This window comes from Mycobacterium sp. IDUB_28, assembly GCF_055419285.1.
Map to the genome: position 1 here is coordinate 399,584 of NZ_JBVAXK010000004.1, position 18,487 is coordinate 418,070.

18 protein-coding genes and 1 pseudogene are annotated in these 18,487 nt (G+C 64.0%); 16 read left to right on the plus strand and 3 right to left on the minus strand.

Annotation, left to right across the window (positions count from 1 at the left end):
- Positions 1-26: 26 nt before the first annotated feature.
- The 10 genes and pseudogenes from rpsF to ACZYZ9_RS11315 all read left to right on the plus strand — a co-directional run bounded on the left by rpsF (position 27) and on the right by ACZYZ9_RS11315 (position 7,928).
- Complete coding sequence (gene rpsF, locus ACZYZ9_RS11270) at positions 27-317, plus strand: 30S ribosomal protein S6 (RefSeq protein WP_067415006.1); 291 nt, start codon at positions 27-29, stop codon at positions 315-317.
- A gap of 71 nt (positions 318-388) precedes the next feature.
- Positions 389-904 carry a single-stranded DNA-binding protein gene (locus ACZYZ9_RS11275; RefSeq protein WP_463826336.1) on the plus strand — a complete coding sequence of 172 codons (516 nt, stop codon included), beginning with the start codon at positions 389-391 and terminating at the stop codon, positions 902-904.
- A 41-nt stretch (positions 905-945) separates the two neighbouring features.
- Positions 946-1,200, plus strand: a complete 255-nt coding sequence (gene rpsR, locus ACZYZ9_RS11280; RefSeq protein ID WP_463826337.1) for a 30S ribosomal protein S18 — start codon at positions 946-948, stop codon at positions 1,198-1,200.
- Positions 1,201-1,229: 29 nt separating this feature from the next.
- The gene (gene rplI, locus ACZYZ9_RS11285) at positions 1,230-1,688 is read left to right on the plus strand and encodes a 50S ribosomal protein L9 (RefSeq protein ID WP_463826338.1); all 459 of its coding nucleotides are present in this window, start codon (positions 1,230-1,232) and stop codon (positions 1,686-1,688) included.
- A 497-nt stretch (positions 1,689-2,185) separates the two neighbouring features.
- Positions 2,186-5,263: a replicative DNA helicase gene (locus ACZYZ9_RS11290; protein ID WP_463826339.1), complete on the plus strand. Its 3,078-nt coding sequence runs from the start codon at positions 2,186-2,188 to the stop codon at positions 5,261-5,263.
- Positions 5,264-5,731: 468 nt separating this feature from the next.
- Positions 5,732-6,595 carry a phytanoyl-CoA dioxygenase family protein gene (locus ACZYZ9_RS11295; RefSeq protein WP_463826340.1) on the plus strand — a complete coding sequence of 288 codons (864 nt, stop codon included), beginning with the start codon at positions 5,732-5,734 and terminating at the stop codon, positions 6,593-6,595.
- A 176-nt stretch (positions 6,596-6,771) separates the two neighbouring features.
- Positions 6,772-6,816 (plus strand): annotated as a pseudogene (locus tag ACZYZ9_RS11300) (hypothetical protein); the annotation flags it as partial.
- Position 6,817: 1 nt separating this feature from the next.
- Complete coding sequence (locus ACZYZ9_RS11305; protein ID WP_463826435.1) at positions 6,818-7,126, plus strand: alcohol dehydrogenase catalytic domain-containing protein; 309 nt, start codon at positions 6,818-6,820, stop codon at positions 7,124-7,126.
- On the plus strand, positions 7,035-7,301 hold the full coding sequence (locus tag ACZYZ9_RS11310) for a zinc-binding dehydrogenase (RefSeq protein WP_463826341.1): 267 nt from the start codon (positions 7,035-7,037) through the stop codon (positions 7,299-7,301). Before ACZYZ9_RS11305 ends, ACZYZ9_RS11310 begins: the two co-directional genes overlap by 92 nt.
- Before the next feature lie 396 nt (positions 7,302-7,697).
- Positions 7,698-7,928 (plus strand): aminotransferase class III-fold pyridoxal phosphate-dependent enzyme, encoded by a 231-nt coding sequence (locus ACZYZ9_RS11315; RefSeq protein WP_463826436.1) that lies wholly within the window; start codon positions 7,698-7,700, stop codon positions 7,926-7,928.
- Between the two features lie 209 nt (positions 7,929-8,137).
- Here ACZYZ9_RS11315 and ACZYZ9_RS11320 read toward each other — a convergent pair whose 3' ends face one another.
- Positions 8,138-8,827, minus strand: coding sequence for a transporter (locus ACZYZ9_RS11320; RefSeq protein WP_463826342.1), 690 nt, complete (start codon positions 8,825-8,827; stop codon positions 8,138-8,140).
- Positions 8,828-9,078: 251 nt separating this feature from the next.
- Between ACZYZ9_RS11320 and ACZYZ9_RS11325 the strand changes: the two genes are divergently transcribed.
- The 4 genes from ACZYZ9_RS11325 (at position 9,079) to ACZYZ9_RS11340 (ending at position 14,145) form a co-directional block, all read left to right on the plus strand.
- Positions 9,079-10,590, plus strand: coding sequence for a flavin-containing monooxygenase (locus ACZYZ9_RS11325; RefSeq protein ID WP_463826343.1), 1,512 nt, complete (start codon positions 9,079-9,081; stop codon positions 10,588-10,590).
- Positions 10,583-11,500, plus strand: a complete 918-nt coding sequence (locus tag ACZYZ9_RS11330) for an alpha/beta fold hydrolase (RefSeq protein WP_463826344.1) — start codon at positions 10,583-10,585, stop codon at positions 11,498-11,500. The genes ACZYZ9_RS11325 and ACZYZ9_RS11330 overlap by 8 nt, the downstream gene beginning before the upstream one ends.
- A complete protein-coding gene (locus tag ACZYZ9_RS11335) occupies positions 11,484-12,872 on the plus strand; it encodes a flavin monoamine oxidase family protein (protein ID WP_463826345.1) in 1,389 nt (462 codons plus the stop codon). The genes ACZYZ9_RS11330 and ACZYZ9_RS11335 overlap by 17 nt, the downstream gene beginning before the upstream one ends.
- A 124-nt stretch (positions 12,873-12,996) precedes the next feature.
- On the plus strand, positions 12,997-14,145 hold the full coding sequence (locus ACZYZ9_RS11340) for a PucR family transcriptional regulator (RefSeq protein ID WP_463826346.1): 1,149 nt from the start codon (positions 12,997-12,999) through the stop codon (positions 14,143-14,145).
- Between the two features lie 221 nt (positions 14,146-14,366).
- On the opposite strand, the gene ACZYZ9_RS11345 is transcribed toward ACZYZ9_RS11340, so the two are convergent.
- Both ACZYZ9_RS11345 and ACZYZ9_RS11350 read right to left on the minus strand, forming a co-directional pair.
- Positions 14,367-15,509, minus strand: coding sequence for an acyl-CoA dehydrogenase family protein (locus ACZYZ9_RS11345; protein ID WP_463826347.1), 1,143 nt, complete (start codon positions 15,507-15,509; stop codon positions 14,367-14,369).
- A gap of 50 nt (positions 15,510-15,559) precedes the next feature.
- Entirely contained in the window at positions 15,560-16,195 is a 636-nt protein-coding gene (locus ACZYZ9_RS11350) for a TetR/AcrR family transcriptional regulator (protein ID WP_463826348.1), read from the minus strand.
- 125 nt (positions 16,196-16,320) lie between these two features.
- On the opposite strand from ACZYZ9_RS11350, the gene ACZYZ9_RS11355 reads away from it, so the two are divergent.
- Both ACZYZ9_RS11355 and ACZYZ9_RS11360 read left to right on the plus strand, forming a co-directional pair.
- Positions 16,321-17,403 carry an alpha/beta hydrolase gene (locus ACZYZ9_RS11355; protein ID WP_463826349.1) on the plus strand — a complete coding sequence of 361 codons (1,083 nt, stop codon included), beginning with the start codon at positions 16,321-16,323 and terminating at the stop codon, positions 17,401-17,403.
- Positions 17,404-17,556: 153 nt separating this feature from the next.
- Complete coding sequence (locus ACZYZ9_RS11360; protein WP_463826350.1) at positions 17,557-18,477, plus strand: ferritin-like domain-containing protein; 921 nt, start codon at positions 17,557-17,559, stop codon at positions 18,475-18,477.
- The last annotated feature ends 10 nt before the right edge of the window (positions 18,478-18,487 follow it).

The window sequence follows — 18,487 nt, forward strand, 5'->3', positions numbered from 1 at the left end:
AGACCAGAGGAGGTGATGAGGTCCCTATGCGTCCATACGAAATCATGGTCATCCTCGACCCCACGCTTGACGAGCGCACCGTTGCCCCGTCGCTGGAGACGTTCCTGAACGTCGTCCGCAAAGACGGCGGCACGGTGGAGAAGGTCGACATCTGGGGCCGTCGGCGGTTGGCGTACGAGATCGCCAAGCACGCCGAAGGCATCTATGTCGTGATCGACCTGAAGGCCGCCCCCGCGACGGTCTCCGAGCTCGACCGCCAGCTGAGCCTGAACGAGTCGGTGTTGCGCACCAAGGTGATGCGCACCGACAAGCACTGACTGTCGGCGTCGCTGCGTACAGTCACTCATGACCCACACAGGCGGAAATAGGCCGAACAAGGAGGGCACTCATGGCTGGTGACACGACCATAACCGTCGTCGGAAACCTCACCGCGGACCCCGAACTTCGGTTCACGCCGTCCGGTGCTGCGGTGGCCAACTTCACCGTGGCCTCCACGCCGCGGATCTATGACCGGCAGAGCGGGGAGTGGAAGGACGGCGAGGCGCTGTTCCTACGCTGCAACATCTGGCGGGAAGCTGCCGAGAACGTCGCCGAAAGTCTGACCCGGGGGTCGCGCGTGATCGTCACCGGACGGCTCAAGCAGCGGTCCTTCGAAACCCGCGAAGGGGAGAAGCGCACCGTGTTCGAGGTCGAGGTCGACGAGATCGGGCCTTCGCTCAAGTACGCCACCGCCAAGGTCAACAAAGCCAGCCGCAGCGGCGGTGGAGGCTATAGCGGTGGCGGCGGCGGCGGGGGATCGCGGCAGTCGGCGCCCGCCCAGTCCGGCGGCTCCGGTGACGACCCGTGGGGCAGCGCCCCGGCGTCGGGATCGTTCGCCGGCGGTGACGACGAACCCCCCTTCTGACTTAGAGAACTTCAGAGAACGAGAACGGAAGAAACACACTCATGGCCAAGTCCACCAAACGGCGTCCGGCTCCGGAAAAGCCGATCAAAGCGCGCAAATGCGTCTTCTGCGCCAAGAAGGACCAAGCGATCAACTACAAAGACACCAACCTGCTGCGGACCTACATCAGTGAGCGCGGCAAGATCCGGGCGCGCCGGGTCACCGGTAACTGCGTGCAGCACCAGCGCGACATCGCGATCGCGGTGAAGAACGCCCGCGAGGTCGCGCTGCTGCCCTTCACCTCCGCAACGCGCTGAGCGCCGCGCGTCTAACGAAAGTACTCACGATGAAGCTGATTCTCACGGCTGACGTCGACCACCTCGGTTCCGTCGGCGACACAGTCGAGGTCAAGGACGGTTACGGCCGCAACTTCCTGCTGCCCCGCGGTCTGGCGATCGTCGCCTCGCGCGGCGCGCAGCGGCAGGCCGACGACATCCGCCGGTCTCGGGAGACCAAAGCGGTCCGCGACCGCGAGCACGCCAACGAGATCAAGACCGCCATCGAGGCGCTGGGTTCGGTCTCGCTGCCGGTGAAGACCGCCGCCGACGGAGGCAAGCTGTTCGGTTCGGTGACCTCCGGCGATGTGGTGGCCGCCATCAAGAAGGCGGGTGGCCCGAACCTCGACAAGCGGATCGTCCGGCTGCCCAAGGCGCACATCAAGGCCGTCGGCACGCACCCGGTGGTGGTGCACCTACACCCGGAGATCGATGTCGAGGTGTCGCTCGACGTCGTCGCCGAGAGCTAACTTCTGACCTTCCCCGGCACGGTCGTCATCGGCCGTGCCGGGTTTCGCATGCCCGACATCTCGCGGCGCAGACTTCGCGCCGTGTCCCGCTGGCGAACAAAACCGAAGTGCTCTGCGGACAGCCCCCGTAACCGGGCATTTACTTCGCGAAAATCTGGCCGAAAACCAACACGCCCGGCGCGATAACCTGGCCCGACACGCCGACGAGATTGTTGTCCACACCATGCCGCAGGCGGTGTATGCCGGTTAGCAGCGGTGATGTCGTCCTCAGCCATCTCGATACACAGGTTGTCCACAGTCCGCTCAACACGGGTGTCGACGGCTATGCACACGCGATGCACAGCTTCATGAACAAGTGCGCTTGGACCGGGACCCAGCAACGTTTACGTTCGTCGAGGCCAGTCGAGCAGGGGGTGGTGTCGGTGCTTTGACTTACGCTCTGAACGTCAGAGATCGAATGTATGTTCGGTGCCGTAGTCAAAGGGAGGTGACGGCCTGTGGCGGTCGTCGATGACCTGTCGCATCCGGGGATGGATGCTTCGCCACCCAGCGAAGATTACGGCCGGCAGCCGCCGCAAGATCTCGCGGCCGAGCAGTCGGTGCTGGGCGGGATGCTGCTGAGCAAGGACGCCATCGCCGATGTCCTGGAGCGGTTGCGGCCCGGCGACTTCTACCGTCCGGCCCACCAAAACGTCTACGACGCCATCCTGGATCTGTACGGGCGCGGCGAACCTGCCGACGCGGTGACCGTGGCCGCTGAACTCGACCGCCGCGGGTTGTTGCGCCGCATCGGCGGGGCGCCGTATCTGCACACCTTGATCTCGACCGTGCCGACGGCCGCCAACGCGGGCTACTACGCAGGGATCGTCGCCGAGAAGGCCCTGCTGCGCCGCCTGGTCGAGGCCGGCACCCGGGTGGTGCAGTACGGCTACGCCGGTGCCGACGGCGCTGATGTGGCCGAGATCGTGGACCGGGCCCAGGCCGAGATCTACGATGTCGCGGACCGGCGGACCTCGGAAGATTTTGTCCCGCTGGAAAAGTTGTTGCAGCCGACGATGGACGAGATCGATGCCATCGCCTCCAACGGCGGTATCTCGCGCGGTGTGCCGACCGGGTTCACCGAACTCGACGAGGTCACCAATGGACTGCATCCGGGGCAGATGATCATTGTGGCGGCGCGGCCGGGGGTGGGGAAGGCACTGGCACTCGATACGCCGCTGCCCGCACCTGACGGCTGGACCACCATGGGTGACGTCTCGGTCGGTGACTGGCTGCTGGATGCGGACGGCCTTCCAACCCAGGTGACGGCAGCGACTCAGATTTTGTTGGGACGGCCGTGCTTTGAGATCGAGTTTTCTGACGGCACAACGATCGTCGCCGATGCGCAGCACCTGTGGCCCACCCGCGATGGCGTCCGGGCATCGGCCCAGTTGCGCAGCGGCCTGGACACCATCGCGCCGGCGGGATCGGGACCGCTCGGGCGGCACGTGGCGGTCATGACTCCGGTGTTGCAGATCGTGTCCGTCCGGCGGGTGCCCAGCGTTGCGGTGCGCTGCGTCGAGGTGGACAACGAGGAGCACCTGTACCTGGCCGGCGAGGGGATGGTGCCGACACACAACTCCACCCTCGGGTTGGACTTCATGCGGTCGTGCTCGATCAAGAACCGGATGGCCAGCGTCATCTTCTCGCTGGAAATGAGCAAGTCCGAGATTGTGATGCGTTTGCTGTCAGCGGAGGCAAAGATCAAACTCGCCGACATGCGTTCGGGCCGGATGACCGACGACGACTGGACTCGGCTGGCACGGCGGATGAGTGAGATCAGCGAGGCACCGCTGTACATCGACGACTCGCCGAACCTGACCATGATGGAGATCCGTGCCAAGGCGCGCCGGTTACGGCAGAAAGCCAACCTGAAACTCGTCGTGGTCGACTATCTACAGCTGATGTCCTCCGGCAAGAAGGTCGAGTCCCGTCAGATCGAAGTGTCCGAGTTCTCCAGGCATCTCAAGCTGTTGGCGAAGGAACTCGAGGTTCCGGTGGTCGCGATCAGTCAGCTCAACCGCGGTCCCGAGCAGCGCACCGACAAGAAACCCATGCTGTCGGACCTCCGTGAGTCGGGGTGCGTCACCGCTGCGACGCGAGTGCTGCGCGCCGACACCGGTGCCGAAGTCACGTTCGGCGAGTTGATGCACACCGGGGAACGGCCGCTGGTCTGGTCACTGGACGAGCGTTTCCGCATGGTCGCGCGGCCGATGACCAACGTGTTCCCGAGCGGGCACAAGGAAGTGTTCCGGCTGCGGCTGGCCTCCGGGCGCGAAATCGAGGCCACCGCCAACCACCCCTTCCTGAAGCTTGAAGGCTGGACAGCGTTGGAAGAGCTCAAGATTGGTGATCGCATCGCGGCGCCGCGGCGGGTGCCGGAACCCGTCGACACCCAGCGGATGGACGATGCCGAGGTAATGCTGCTCGCGCACATGATCGGCGACGGATCGTGCGTGAAGCGGCAACCGATCCGCTATGCATCCATCGACGAGGCGAATCTTGTCGCAGTGACGGTGGCTGCCGCGCACTTCGGCGTGCGGGCCGTCCGCGACGAATATCCGCCGGCACGAGTGACTACCCTGCGGTTGCCGGCACCGCAGCGATTGGCGCGCGGGCGGCGCAACCCGATCGCGGCGTGGCTGGACGGACTCGGGTTGTTCGGAAAGCGCAGCTACGAAAAGTTCGTTCCCGAAGCGGTTTTCCGCGCTCCCAACGATCAGGTGGCGTTGTTCCTGCGGCATCTGTGGGCGACGGACGGTTCGGTGCGCTGGGATGCGACGGCGGGTATTGGGCGCATTTATTACGCGTCGACGAGCCGGCGTCTCATCGACGATGTAGCGCAATTGCTGCTGCGGGTAGGGGTTTACGCGCGGATCAAGCGCGCGAAAAAGCTGGGCTACCGCGACTCGTGGCACCTGTACATCTATGGCGCGCAGAACCAGGTGCGTTTCCTGAATCATGTCGGTGTGCACGGCGTAAAGGCAGCGGCGGCGCGAGAGGTGTTGTCGCACCTCGACGGGAGAGTCCGTAATCCCAACCTAGACACAGTGCCGGCGGGAGTATGGACGCAGGTCCGGAATGCGTTGTCCGACAAGCGCATGACGCACCGTCAGTTCGCGACCGCGATGGGCACGCACTTCTGCGGATCGACCATGTGGCGGCACTCGCCGAGCCGGGCCCGGTTGCACCGCGCGGCGGCACTACTCGAGGATCGCAATATTCATGCATTGGCGACCAGCGACGTCTACTGGGATGCGGTCGTGGAAATTACGAGCCTAGGCGGACAAGATGTTTACGACGGAACAGTAAGCGGCACACATAATTTCGTTGTGAACGGTATTGCAGCACACAACAGTTTGGAACAAGATGCGGACATGGTCATATTGCTCAACCGTCCAGATGCTTTCGAACGGGATGACCCGCGCGGGGGAGAAGCGGATTTCATTCTCGCCAAACACCGTAACGGCCCAACCAGGACGGTGACCGTGGCGCACCAGCTGCACTTGTCGCGCTTCGCCAACATGGCGCGGTAAGGGCCGAGCCGAGGTCAGTTGCAGATGGTGCCCGCGGGTTGCGTTCTTAGCCGAGAGAATGAGACGCGACGACTGGCGACGGGGGGCGGTGACCGTGGCAGCAGTGATTCAAAGACCCTGCCCGAGGGTGCTCGAATCCTCAGAGCTGACAACGGTTCCGAGGTACTGCGGTGCTCTGTAGCCCGGTGACCCCACCAGCACGCCAGAGTACTGAGCCGGCAATCTGATCGAGTTGTTTGGCGCCATCAGTCGTGATGGGCGGCATGCGCAGACCGCGTTCCGGGGTCATGGTCATCTGACGTCCTCGATGCGGCACGTCCACTGGGAGCGGATATACGTCACCCGGGGTAGTGCAATGTGCACCCGTGCCACCGAAATCTGCGACGGGATGCTGTAGTCCCGTGGGTCGAGCTTCGTCCATTGTGGAGTCCCCGGATCACACCGACCACAGCAAGGAATGTCGCCGCCATGTCTGCAACTGCCACCGCGAAATTACGCACGATCGCCAGTACCGCTCTGATCGACGAGATTCTGTCGATCGTCCGCGAGGATGGCGGCGTCATCATTCAACGACTTCTCACACCGGATCAAGTCGCACGATTCAATACCGAGATCGACCCGGCTCTGCACGAGCTGAATCCCGGTTCCAAGCACGACAACGAAATCATCGCTGAGTTCCACGGCCGGAACACCAAGCGCCTCACCAACCTGGTCAGCCGAAGCGAGACGTTCCGCCGCGAAGTGATCGATCACGACCTTGTTCATGCGCTTGCCGATGCGGTGTTTCTCGAAGAATCGGGAACCTACTGGATGACGACGGCTCAGGTGATCGAGATTGGTCCGGGCAATGCCGCCCAGATGCTCCATCGCGACCTGGAGAACTGGTTTCCGTTCGTCGGTTTGGGGCCCGCAGGCCCCGAGGTGACCGTCAACTTCCTGATCGCCCTGACCGACTTCACCGAGGAGAACGGCGCCACCCGAGTGATCCCGGGTAGCCACAAGTGGGATGACTTCGAGGACCGCGGCACGCGTGAGCAGACCGTTCCAGCCGAGATGAGCGCTGGCGACGCGCTGTTCTTCAGCGGCAAGACCGCCCACGGCGGCGGCGCGAACCGAACTTCCGACGAGTACCGCCGTGCGGTCAGCTTCGCACTCAACCCGGGCTTCCTGGTAGGCGAGGAGGCTTACCCGTTTCTAGTCGACCGCGAACTTGCACGATCACTCCCGCCCCGCGTTCAGAGCCTCATCGGATTCCGCTCGCAATACCCGACCGGCTCTCCGGGACTTTGGCAGGTCGACTACAGCGAGCTCGCGGACTACCTCGACCTCTGACCGATAGTGCGGCCAGACGGGCGGGGACTCCGTATTGCGGTCGGAATCCAACCTCGTTTAGGAGATGTCATGACGATCGAATTCGACGCCGCCGTGTTCCGGACCGCGAACGCGCCACTCAACATCGAAAAAGTTTCGGCCCCTCGACTCCGCCGCCCGGCGACGTACTCGTGCGGATGCAGGCGAGTGGGTTGTGCCACAGCGACCTGCATGTGATCGCCGGTGAATGGGACGCGCCCAACCCCACGATCCTCAGCCACGAGGGCGCCGGGATCGTCGAGAGCGTCGGGGAGGGCAGTCACGACGCTGGCGCCCGGCGATCATGTTGTCCTCTCCTGGACGCCCTCGTGTCGCCGGTGCCGCTACTGCGTCAGCGACCGGCCCGTCTTGTGCGACATGGTGAGCCAGGCATTGTGGCGGCGTCGGGCTGAATGCGATTATGGGTGCTCGTCTCGTCGGCGCGCAGAAGATCATCGCTGCCGATATCTCCAACGAAAAGCTCAACCACGTAAGCATTTTCGGAGTCACTGAGGTCATCAACAGCGCCCGCCACGATCTGGCGGCGAAGGTCGCGCACTTCACTGACGGTCGGGGCGTGGAAGTCGCGATTGAGGCCATCGGGCTGCCGCAGACCATCGAGGCCGCCTACGCCGTGTTGGCCCGCGGCGGCACTGCCGTGGTCGTCGGCCAAGTGGCGGACGCGTGACGGTCACGATCGATCCGTTTGTCATGTCCGGCCAGGAGCTTTCGCTCATCGGCTCGAACTATGGTTCAGCAAGGCCGACGCCGATTTCCCCATGCTCGTCGAGCACTACATGCACAGACGCATCGATCTCGACTCACTCATCACTCGGGTCATCGACCTGGAAGACATCAGCGAGGGGTTCGACGAGATGAAGCGTGGCGTCGGAATTCGTTCAGTGATCAAATACTGATGAACATCTCGTCCGCCCGCCGGAAGCCTGCAGAAGAACAAGCAAGGGAGTCGCGCGGTGGCGTTGAATAGTTCGCGTCTTGCCTTCGAGCGTGCTCGTCGCAGTCTCGGCGGGGGAGTAGGGTCCGGTCTTCGCGCCGCCATGCGCCCCACCCGCTTTTCGTGCGGGTGCGCGGCGCGTACGTCTGGGACTTGGACGGTGACCGCTACGTCGACTACCTGATGACGTGTGGCCTAATACTTCTCGGGCACAGTGATCCGCGCATCGTGGATGCCGTCCGACAGGTTGTCGGTGCGATGCAGGTGGTCTGCCGGCTATTGCGATCGGCACGGAGTTGTGCTCATCGTCGACGAAGTGATCGCCGGATTCCGGCTGGCGGGTGGCGGCACCGCCGATAATACGTTGTGCTGCCGGATCTTTCGGTGTTCGGCCAGGCGATGGCAGGTGGATCCACCCAGAGCGGCGTCGTCGGCCGCACCGAGCGCACCCCTCCGCTGATGTCGAGGCGACCGCCGAGACTCTCAATCACATACTCCGACAACCCCACTGAAGAAATGAGATCGTTGGTCAGAGCCGGTAAAGATGCTGTACTCCACGCTGCCGATCTTCATGACAGTGCAGTCACTTTCTGATCCGGCTTCGCATCGGCGGAAATGTTGTGGGTGTGCATTGCGCGGTAGGCGAGGTAGTAGACCAAGCCCTGAGCGCCCCACGTCGTCAGCGCGGCGGTGTAGAAGATCGTGCGAAGTTCGTCGTCGAAGGGGAGCGGAAAGAAGTCGTAGGTGACCGCGATCGCGGTCCCCGCAGCCGTGACCAACGCCGCCCAGCCGGCAAGATGCTTGACGCCGATGCCCCACAGCCGCGTCACGAAGTACGCGAGGAACAGCGTGGTGAGCAGGTTCATCACGACGAAGAAGCTGGCGGGGCCGACGTGCAGCGTCGAGTGGTCCAGCCCGCCCAGGACGAGTCCGCCCACAACGGCGAGCCCGAACGCGCCGACCTCGACCGCCAGGGTCGGCTTGTACCGGTGGGTCACCACCATCAGGCCTAACACCGGGACGAGTGTGAAGCCGAATGACCGGGAGAACGCGTCGAGGAAGAAGGCGACGGAAAACGGGACGTTGCCGGCTTCGGGGCCGAGCAGCGAGCCAACGAGGAAGTTTGTCGCCGATACACCGACGACCATGCATTCGAGGCCGAGCAGCCAGTTGCCGTAGTTGCGGAGGAACTTCCAGCCGCACGAGAAGCCGACGACGATCAGCCACACATCGGAAAGGAGGAACGCGATGTCCTTCATTTGCCAGGGTTCCTTTCAAGATTCAGGTGCCTTTACTGTCGCCAGCTGGTCACTGCGGTCACAACGACAATGCGCACCTGTTCAGGGGCGCACCAAGGGCACCGTGCACCCGTCAGACACCCCGGTACCGCTCCCGGTGCACCATGCACTCGCTCGGACGAAAGGAGGTGCGCAACGTCGTAGTGAGCAACGCCATACCTCAGCCACTGTGGACGTCACGAAGTCACCAGAACGACGAGGAGTTGGCAGCCATGACAACTGAGGTATTGGGCGAGGTCGAGGAGTTCGACGTCGTCATCATCGGAGCGGGAATCTCGGGAATCGGCGCGGCAACGTATTTCACCCGCGAGCTTCCGGACAAGTCCCTCGTCGTGTTGGAGGGCCGCGGCAACATCGGCGGCACATGGGATCTCTTCCGCTACCCGGGCATCCGCTCCGACTCCGACCTGCACACCTTCGGGTACGAGTTCAAGCCGTGGCGCCACGAGTCGGCGATCGCCGACGCACACCTGATCCGGGAGTACCTCCAGGAAACGGTCGACGAGAACAACCTGGCGGGCCTCATCAAGTTCCGGCACCGCGTCGTGCAGTCCGAATGGTCCTCGACGGACTCGAAGTGGACGCTCACCGTCGAAGCGACAGACCCCGTCACCGGCTGGACTGCCACGAAGACGATCCGCACTGGGTGGGTTTTCGCGGCCACCGGTTACTACCGCTACGACCAGGGGTTCGCTCCGGAGTTTGCCGGCCGCGACGACTTCGAAGGGCTGGTGGTGCACCCCCAGCACTGGCCGGACAACCTCGACTACCGCTGCAAGAAAGTCGTCATCATCGGCAGCGGCGCGACCGCGGTCACGATGGTGCCGGCGATGTTGACCGGCGCTGGTGCGGCCCAACACGTGACGATGCTGCAGCGCACTCCGACCTACATCATGCCGATTCCCCGGGTCGACAGCGTCGCGGTCGCGCTCACGAAACTCCTAGGCGCTAAACGTGGATACGCCGTGACTCGGTTCAAGAACATCTGGATCGAACGCGGGATCGTCAAGGGGCTTCGGATGTTCCCGCACGCTGGGCGAAAGCTGATTCGCCGCGCGAACATCAAGCGGCTCCCCGAGGGTTTCGACGTCGACAAGCACTTCAACCCGCCCTACAACCCATGGGACCAGCGACTGTGTGCAGCGCCCGACGGCGACTTCTTCGACGCGATCAAGGACGGCAGCGCCTCGGTGGTCACTGACTCCATCGTGCGGTTCAGCAAGCACGGAATCGTCTTGAAGTCGGGCGAAGAGCTCGAAGCCGACATCATCGTGACCGCCACCGGACTGAACCTGCAACTGTTCGACGGAATGCCGATCGTGGTCGACGGGCAGCAGGTGGACCTCGCCGACTCCTTCGCCTATCGCGGGATGCTTCTGAGCGGAATCCCCAACTGGGCGATGGCCATTGGCTACACGACGTCGTCCTGGACTCTCAAGGTGAGCCTGATGTGCCGCTACTTCATCGACCTCGTCAAGCACATGGATGCCCATGGTTACGACCGGGCGGTCCCGGTTCCGCTGCCCGGAATGGATCGCAGGCCTGTGATGGACCTTCAATCCGGCTACGCCAAGCGCGGGGCGAAGTTCCTACCGAAGCAGGGCGCGGTCGCCCCGTGGCGGATGGCGATGTCGTACCAGGAGGACGCCAAGGCGCTGCGCGGTCCGGTCGCCGACGAGCACCTCGAGTTCGGCGTCAGCGAGAGGGCACAGGCCTATGTCTGACTCAGACCGGTACGCAACCCTCTCATCCGGAGTGACGATCTGCTTCCGTGAGTCCGGAGATAAGGCCGACCCCGCGATCCTGCTCATCGCCGGGCTAGGGGAGGACCTTACCTTCTGGACCGAGTCATTCGTCGGATCGCTTGTCGGCCAGGGTTTTCGGGTCCTTCGCATGGATAACCGGGACATCGGCCAGTCCACGTTCGCGAGCAGCCCGCCACCCTCGAGCTGGCGCCAGGTGCTCGCGCGCCCTCGCAGCGACGCCTACACGCTGGCGGACATGGCAACTGACTGTGTTGAAGTGCTCGACCATCTCGGGATCGCGCAAATTCACCTCGTCGGACGATCGATGGGCGGCATGATCGCGCAGACGATCGCGGCGACGAAACCGGAGCGGGTGCTGTCCCTGACGTCCATTTTCTCGACCACCGGCGCGCGCAAAGTCGGCCGGCCTGCGCTGTCGACGATGCGACTGCTCCTCGCTGCGCCGGCCAAGACCAGAACTGCAGCCGTGCGCAACCACCTGCAGATCACTCGGCACATCGCCGGAACGGCGTACCCCATCGACGACGCCGCGGAAGCCGCCGTCGCAGCGCGTGGTTGGGATCGGTGCGCCGGGGACCAGGCCGCCGGAATCGCCCGCCAGATTCAGGCGATCCAGGCATCCGGCGACCGGACCGAACAGTTGCGCAGGATCACTGCACCGACCGTGGTCATCAACGGTGATCGCGACGTCTTGGTGAACCCCAGTGGCGGCGCAGCCACCGTGCAGGCAATCCGCTCGGCCCAACATGTCGTCATTCCCGGGATGGGCCATCACATTCCCGAGGCCCTAGTCGATCCGATCACCCAATACATCTCACAACATGCAGACCGCGTGAACCAAGGAGGGAATCATGTCGAAATCTCGTGAAAGCAGTTCCGGCGCTCCGACTGTCGATGTCGTCATCGTCGGTGCGGGCTTCGCCGGCCTGAGTGCAGCAGAGCGCCTGGTCAGCATGGGGCTTTCAGTCATAGTTGTCGAAGGTCGGGACCGGGTCGGGGGCCGATCGTTCTCCGGTGAGGTCGCTGGCGTCGAGGTAGACCTCGGGGCAACATGGGTTTCACCGCAGCACACCGCAATCCGCGACCTCGCCAAGCGAATGGGATGCACGACGACCGGTCAGTTCAACGAAGGCCGCAACGTCCTGTGGATGGCCGGTCGCCGTCGCACGTACAAGGGCACCATCCCTGCCGTCTCCCCGGCAGTCTTGGTTGACATGGCCCGCATGCAGCGGGCGCTGGAAAAGTTGGTACGGACCGTCCACGTCGATGCCGCCTGGGAGTCCCCGGACGCCGTCCAACTCGACGCCGTCTCGTTCGGTGAATGGCTCGATCGCAAAAGGGCGCTGTCCAGTACTCGTGCGCTGATGGCGATTGTCAGCAAGGTGCAGTGGGGCTGCAGCCCGGCAGACGTCTCGCTGCTTCACGTACTGCGCTACATCCGCGCCGCAGGGGGGCTCAGCCATATGCTCGACGTCGAGAACGGGGCCAATCAGGACCGAATCACCGAAACCACTCAGGAGATCGCCAAGCGGCTCGCCGAGCGGCTCGGTGACCGAGTTGCCGTAGATGCTCCGGTTCGCCGTATCACTCAAGACGACAACGGCGCAACCGTCCAGACCGACTCGGCAACAATCAGAGCCAAGTACGCTATCGTCACGGTCGCCCCGCCGCACCGCGCCGACATCGAGTTCCAGCCTGCGCTTCCAGAGAAAGCTGCGGGACTCACGAGAACCTGGCCCATGGGCGCGCTCAGCAAGGCGTTCGTTGCCTATGAAAAGCCATTCTGGCGGGCTGACGGGCTTTCGGGTGAAGGGCTTACCGACACCGGAACGGCGTTCATCACCTTCGATGTCTCGCCGGACGACAGTGGACCCGGAATCCTGATGGTGTTCTGCTCCCCGCGCGTGTTCGACGGCTTCAGTCCCGAGATGCGGCGCAGCCGAGTGATCCAACAGCTGGCCGACTTGTACGGCCCACAGGCGATGACCCCCATCGATTACATCGACCACTGCTGGGGCACAGATGCGTTCGCCCCTGGTGGACCGCACCCCGCCGCGCCTCCCTATGCGTCCGTGAGCTACGGCAGCGCCCTCACCGACCCGCACGGGCGGATTCACTGGGCTGGCACCGAAACCGCAGGCGAGTGGGCCGGAACCATGAATGGTGCCATTCTCGCTGGCCTGCGGGCCGCAGAACGGGTCGCCGGGCTGGTCAGCGTCGAGGAAAAGGCGTCGGTGTAAGCGCCTCGTCCCGCACGGTCAGGGGAGACTTGTCGGTATGGAGGATTTGTGGCCCCTGCCCACCGTCGAGGCCGCTGACGCAATCCGAACACTGTGTCAGCGGCTCTTGACGGAGACGGATGCGATGACTGAGGTCATCGCGGGGGCCGCACTCATGGCGCAGTACGAGCCTGCCCTGCTTCCGGATGCGTCGCTGGTCGAGGAGGACCGCCACCTCAACCGCTCCGATCTCGTCCAGTGGCTGACGTCGAACATCCAGCAACCGGGGCGAAGGGTCGAGCCTTACATCGGCCCGAGGATAGCGGAGTACATCCGCGACCTCGTTTCCCGCGGCATCGCCCCGGATTTCGCGGGAGGATGGCGGGTGGCGCTCGGTGTCGGCTGGCGCCGATGGCTCGAAGAATGCGTGTCGCATTGCACAGACCCTGGCCTCCTCGTGGAGGTTCTCGACGTGTCGGCGAAGTCGTTGGTGCAGTACGCCCTCGACTCGGTCTCTGCCCTGCGTGAGGCCAGCCTTGCGGCCGCGATGGGTACTGCAAGTGCCGACGCGATTGCGCTGATACAGCTGATCGCCAGTGGGGCCCCCATGACCGAGGACCTCGCGGAAGGGCGGCTGAGGTACCGGTTGGCCCGCTCGCACGTGGCACTCGTCGTATGGACCGACGATCTTCAGCGGGCCGACGCGTTGGACGACGTGGTCGCGGCCGTGCGTTCCGCTTCGGCGGGGGGAAGCGCCCTGATAGCCCGCGCAAGTGCTGCGTCGCGTTGGATCTGGCTATCCGGGACCGCGACACCTGACGTCCGCCACGTCGAGAAGATCGTGGCGAAGGCAGCGGATATTCGAGCGGCCGTCGGAAGGCCGGGAAAAGGACTCGACGGGTTCAGGTCCAGCCACCAGGACGCCCTCGCGGCTCAGGCGCTGATCGTTCGGCTCGGATCCGACCGGCGCTTTACGGCGTACGCAGACGTCGAGCTCATCGACAGCATTACGACGGACCCCGCCAGCGCACGACGGTTCGTCACCAAGACTCTCGGCCCGTTGGCCGAAGCAGACGAAGCGTTGCGGCTGGCGCTGCTGACCTACGTGCAGTGCGGCTTCAACACCACTCGGGCGGCGGCCAACCTCTATGCGCACCGAAACACCGTCGAGCGCCGGGTGTCGCGTGCTAATGAACTCTCCGTGGTCAAAGTGGAAGACAACCCCACACACGTCGCCGCGGCACTCTTGGTGCTGGATATTGCGCCCAATATCGCGACGACCATGCCCTCCTGATTGCACGAGACGGGGCGTCAAGATGACACCGCGAACAGCATCCGCAGGCGTATGCCACCGGCAGGTGGGGAGCGGTCGACCTAACACTGGCCGCTTCTGTGTAGACGCCGCCAGAGACGACACCACCGTGAGCGCAACGCCTGTCGCGCTGCCACCCGCTTGGCTCCCGCGGTCGCGGTTTCGTAAAGCTGGCGAATATCAGGTAGGAAGCACCGGCCGCTTCACAACGTCCGCGCGATGATCTCTTTCATGATTTCGTTCGTGCCGGCGTAGATCATCTGCACCCGGTTGTCCGCCCACATGCGGGCGATCGGGTATTCGGTCATGTAGCCGTAGCCGCCGTGCAGCTGCAGGCACTGGTCGGCGACGTTCATGGCTCGTTCGGTGGTCCACCACTTGGCCATGGCGACGGTCGGGATGTCGAGTTCGCCGCGCAGGTGTTTGGTGATGCAGTCGTCGAGGAAGACGCGCGCGATCTTGGTCTCGGTGGCAGCTTCGGCGAGTTTGAACTTGGTGTTCTGGAATCCAAAAATAGGCTTGCCGAAGGCTTGTCGGCTCTTGGTGTACGCAATGGTCTGCGCGACAGCCGATTCCATTCCAGCAACCGATCCCACGGCGATGATGAGGCGTTCCTGGGGCAGCTGCTGCATCAGCTGGATGAAGCCCTGCCCTTCGGTGTCGCCGAGCAGGTTGGTGGTGGGGATGCGCACATCGTCGAAGAACAACTCCGAGGTGTCCTGGCCTTTCTGGCCGATCTTGTCCAGCACGCGACCGCGGCGGAACCCGGGCCGGTCGCCCTCGACGAGCACCAGCGAGATACCGCTGGCGGCTTCGTTGACCGAGGTTTTGACGACGGTGATGATGAGGTCGGCCTGAGAGCCGTTGGTGATGAACGTTTTCGAGCCGTTGACGACGTACTCGTCCCCGTCGCGGATGGCCCGGGTCTTGACGTTCTGCAGATCCGATCCGGTGCCCGGCTCGGTCATCGCGATGGCGCCGACGACTTCGCCGGAGGCCATCCGCGGCAGCCACGTCTGCTTCTGCTCTTCGGTGCCGTAGGCCAGCAGGTAATGCGCGACGATGGTGTTGTGCAGGCTCACTCCCCAGGAGGTGTCCGCAATGCGGGCCTGTTCCTCGATGAGAACCGCTTCGTGGGCAAAGGTTCCGCCGCCCCCGCCGTACTCCTCGGGGATCGACATGCACAGCAGGCCGACCTCTCCGGCCTTGGTCCACAGGTCCCGGTCGACGTGGTGTTGGTCGATGAACTTCTCGACGTTGGGTGTGACCTCCTTGGCGAGGAAGTCACGGACCAGGTCGCGTAGTCCGTCGAGTTCTTCGGTCATCCAAGCCGAGCGGTGTGCCATGAAAATTCCTATTCTCGTACAGGTTCGATGCGGGATGGGTGGTGCCAGGGCTAGGTGCTGAGCCCGAGCAGGGGCGGTAACAGATAGCGGCGGGCGAAGCTGCGTGCCGCGTCGTCGTCGCCGAGGGCGATGTGCTGGGAGGGCGTGAGCACGAACGACAGACAGATCCGCACGGTCACTTCGGCGATCTCGAGGAGTTCCAGTTGCGTGCGGTCGTCGTGCGGCAGTTCCGAGGACAGTTGGCGGGCCAGGAACGCCGACGCCGTCTGCATGGTGCTGGACCCCTCAGTGGTCAGGAAGGGAAGTACCGCTTCGGGCTCGGTCGCCAGCAGGCGCTGCAACAGGGTGTGTTCGCGCAACGTGTTGAGGACGAAGACGAACCCTTCGACGAACTTGTCCTCGACGGTGGACTGCTGGCCTGCGTAACTGTTCAGCTCCCGCAGGAACGTCTCGAGTTCGCGAACCAGGACCGCCTCGATGATCGCGTCCTTGCTGGAGAAATACCGGTAGAGGGTGACCCGCGACAGCCCGGAGCGACGGGTGATGTCCTCCACCGTGGACCGGTTGATGCCGAACACCTCGAACTGGCTCAGCGCGGAGTCCAGAATGCGCTCGGCGGTGGTTCCTTCGGCCGGTATCGATCCGACTTTCTGCACCGCCTTGGCGAGTAGCCCGGTGTACCTCACCGCCGCACCACCCGATTTGAAACAAACACACCGATAATGTTACATCGATACATATGCAACACAACGACGTAGTGCATCGGCCCAGTCGGCAGAGTAGAGCTCTGTTTGCGCTCAGCCGTTCGACGATGCGGCCGTTGGCCGGCGTGCTGCCCGGCAACCCGATGGGCGTGGCCGGATTGGACGCGACGCTGCGGGTATTCCTGGCGGCGGCGTCCGCGCCGCGGCGCGGATTGCGCGTCGAACCGGTCGACATGCCTGGCGTGGACGGCCGGATCCGTGGCGAATGGGTCTGTGCGGCCGGAGTCGATCCCGGCGGGCCTGCGGTGCTCTACATTCACGGCGGCGCCTTCGTGGCGTGCTCCCCGCGGACCCATCGCGGGCTGATCGGCGAGTTGTCCGCCGCGGCCGGCCGTCCGGTTTTCGCCGTCGAATATCGCAAGGCACCGCTGTACCCCTTCCCGCACGCGGTGGACGACGCCGTACGGGCCTACCGGTGGTTGACAGCATCGGGGCGGCCAGTGGCGGTGGCCGGCGATTCTGCCGGCGGCCAATTGGCCGTGGCCACCACCCTGGCAGCGCGCCGGCAAGGTCTGCCGGCTCCCACCGCGGTGCTGTTGTTCTCGCCCGCGCTGGATCTGACCGGTGGCCTCGCGGTCAGCAGGGATCGCCGCCGACGTGACGCCTTCGCCCCGGCGCGGCGGGTGGGAGCGACGTTCGCGTTCTACATCGGCGAGGCGGACCCTCGCCACGAGTTGCTGGATGTGCTCAATGCCGACGTCGACGGATTTCCGCCGACGATGATCCATGTCGGCGGCACCGAAATGCTGCTTGACGATGCCCGTTCGTTCGCTGCCCGGCTAGGGGCGGCCGGCGCGGCGGTCAGCCTGCACGTCGCGCGGGGACAAATACATGTCTTCCCTGCCATGTTCCGCGCCATTCCCGAAGCGCGGACCGCGCTGCGCCACAGCGGCGACTTCTTGGCCGCTGCCCTCGCGCCCGGGCGCTGCGACCCGCCGCAGGCGGTCCCGCCTACCCAAAGAGTTGCTGCCCGGGGGCGATTGCGACGAGGCGTGCAGAACCTGCGCGGCCGCAATGTTCTCCGGCATCCGAAAGGGGTTGCCGCAACGCCTGATTCAGGCACGCTCCAGCACGTCATCCGCGCGGCGGCGGCGGACGAGGCCCGACCGCAGACCGTCCGCGAGCGATAGTGCCATTAGCTGTTGGCACATTGACAAATGGCAGAGTCCGTGGTGGGCTCGGGACATGACGGTTCCCGTCCGAATGCCGCTCGGTCCTTGTTCGCGGCCGGTTCGGCACTGCAGGCCGATCTCCGAGTGAATCCCCGAAAGGACTGATTGATCGTGGCGATGGATCTGGACAGCATGTTGCAAAAGATCAAAGACAAGCAGTGGGCCCTGGTCGATATCGACTGGGACGCACCGGGAGCCGAGCTGATCGATCCGGAGTTGTGGGCCAAGCTCAAGCCGTTCATGAGTGACCTGATGTGGATCGAGAACGTCGGCGCCCGTGGTTTCGCCGCGTTAGCCAAGAAGGCACCCAACCCGACGCTGAAGAGCATCTACCAGCATTTCCATGCCGAAGAGCAGAAGCACGCCAATGCCGAACTCGCGCTGATGCGTCGGTGGGGGATGCTCGATGACGACGAGATCCCGGCGCCGAATGTCAACGTGCAGTTGATCATCAACTTCCTGGACAAGCACGCCGACGATCTGAAACTGCCCTTTCTCGGCACGGTGATTCCGATGCTCGAGGTGGCGCTGGACGGGGCCCTGATCAAGTTCATCACCGACGAGATCAAGGACCCGGTGGCCCAAGAGGTGTTTCAACGGATCAACTCGGACGAGTCCCGGCATTTGGCAGTCGACTTCGAGGTGATCGATCTGCTGGGACACGCCACCATGCGCAAGATGCTCATCGACACCGCCGCAGGCTGGCTCAACCCCCAGATCCTGGTCGGCATCTTCAGCTATTTCGCGCTGCTGAACAAGATGCGCGACAACATCGTTGCGATGGGCGTCAACGAACAACGCCTGAACGCAGCGGTACGCCGATTCCAAAGTGTCGGTGAGCGAAGCGCTTTCGCCCGCAAGCTGCCGATGTATCGGCTTGTCGCCTGGCACGGCAAGAAGGTGATCGACCGCACCTCCAAGTACCACTGGTTCGCCGATTCGTTGGTCAAGGTCACCAGTGTCATCCCGATGCCCCTGGTGCACCGCACACCCACCTGGTCGCAGGAACTCACCTACGAACCAGTCGCCTGATGGAGCCCCA

Excerpts from the sequence above, each read along its gene's own strand:
- ACZYZ9_RS11320 (WP_463826342.1), bottom strand. The coding sequence starts at position 8,827 with ATGAAGGACATCGCGTTCCTCCTTTCCGATGTGTGGCTGATCGTCGTC.
- ACZYZ9_RS11295 (WP_463826340.1), top strand. The coding sequence starts at position 5,732 with ATGTCTGCAACTGCCACCGCGAAATTACGCACGATCGCCAGTACCGCT.
- ACZYZ9_RS11340 (WP_463826346.1), top strand. The coding sequence starts at position 12,997 with ATGACTGAGGTCATCGCGGGGGCCGCACTCATGGCGCAGTACGAGCCT.
- ACZYZ9_RS11275 (WP_463826336.1), top strand. The coding sequence starts at position 389 with ATGGCTGGTGACACGACCATAACCGTCGTCGGAAACCTCACCGCGGAC.
- rpsF (WP_067415006.1), top strand. The coding sequence starts at position 27 with ATGCGTCCATACGAAATCATGGTCATCCTCGACCCCACGCTTGACGAG.
- ACZYZ9_RS11330 (WP_463826344.1), top strand. The coding sequence starts at position 10,583 with ATGTCTGACTCAGACCGGTACGCAACCCTCTCATCCGGAGTGACGATC.
- ACZYZ9_RS11345 (WP_463826347.1), bottom strand. The coding sequence starts at position 15,509 with ATGGCACACCGCTCGGCTTGGATGACCGAAGAACTCGACGGACTACGC.
- rpsR (WP_463826337.1), top strand. The coding sequence starts at position 946 with ATGGCCAAGTCCACCAAACGGCGTCCGGCTCCGGAAAAGCCGATCAAA.
- ACZYZ9_RS11325 (WP_463826343.1), top strand. The coding sequence starts at position 9,079 with ATGACAACTGAGGTATTGGGCGAGGTCGAGGAGTTCGACGTCGTCATC.
- ACZYZ9_RS11310 (WP_463826341.1), top strand. The coding sequence starts at position 7,035 with ATGGGTGCTCGTCTCGTCGGCGCGCAGAAGATCATCGCTGCCGATATC.
- ACZYZ9_RS11335 (WP_463826345.1), top strand. The coding sequence starts at position 11,484 with ATGTCGAAATCTCGTGAAAGCAGTTCCGGCGCTCCGACTGTCGATGTC.
- rplI (WP_463826338.1), top strand. The coding sequence starts at position 1,230 with ATGAAGCTGATTCTCACGGCTGACGTCGACCACCTCGGTTCCGTCGGC.
- ACZYZ9_RS11355 (WP_463826349.1), top strand. The coding sequence starts at position 16,321 with ATGCGGCCGTTGGCCGGCGTGCTGCCCGGCAACCCGATGGGCGTGGCC.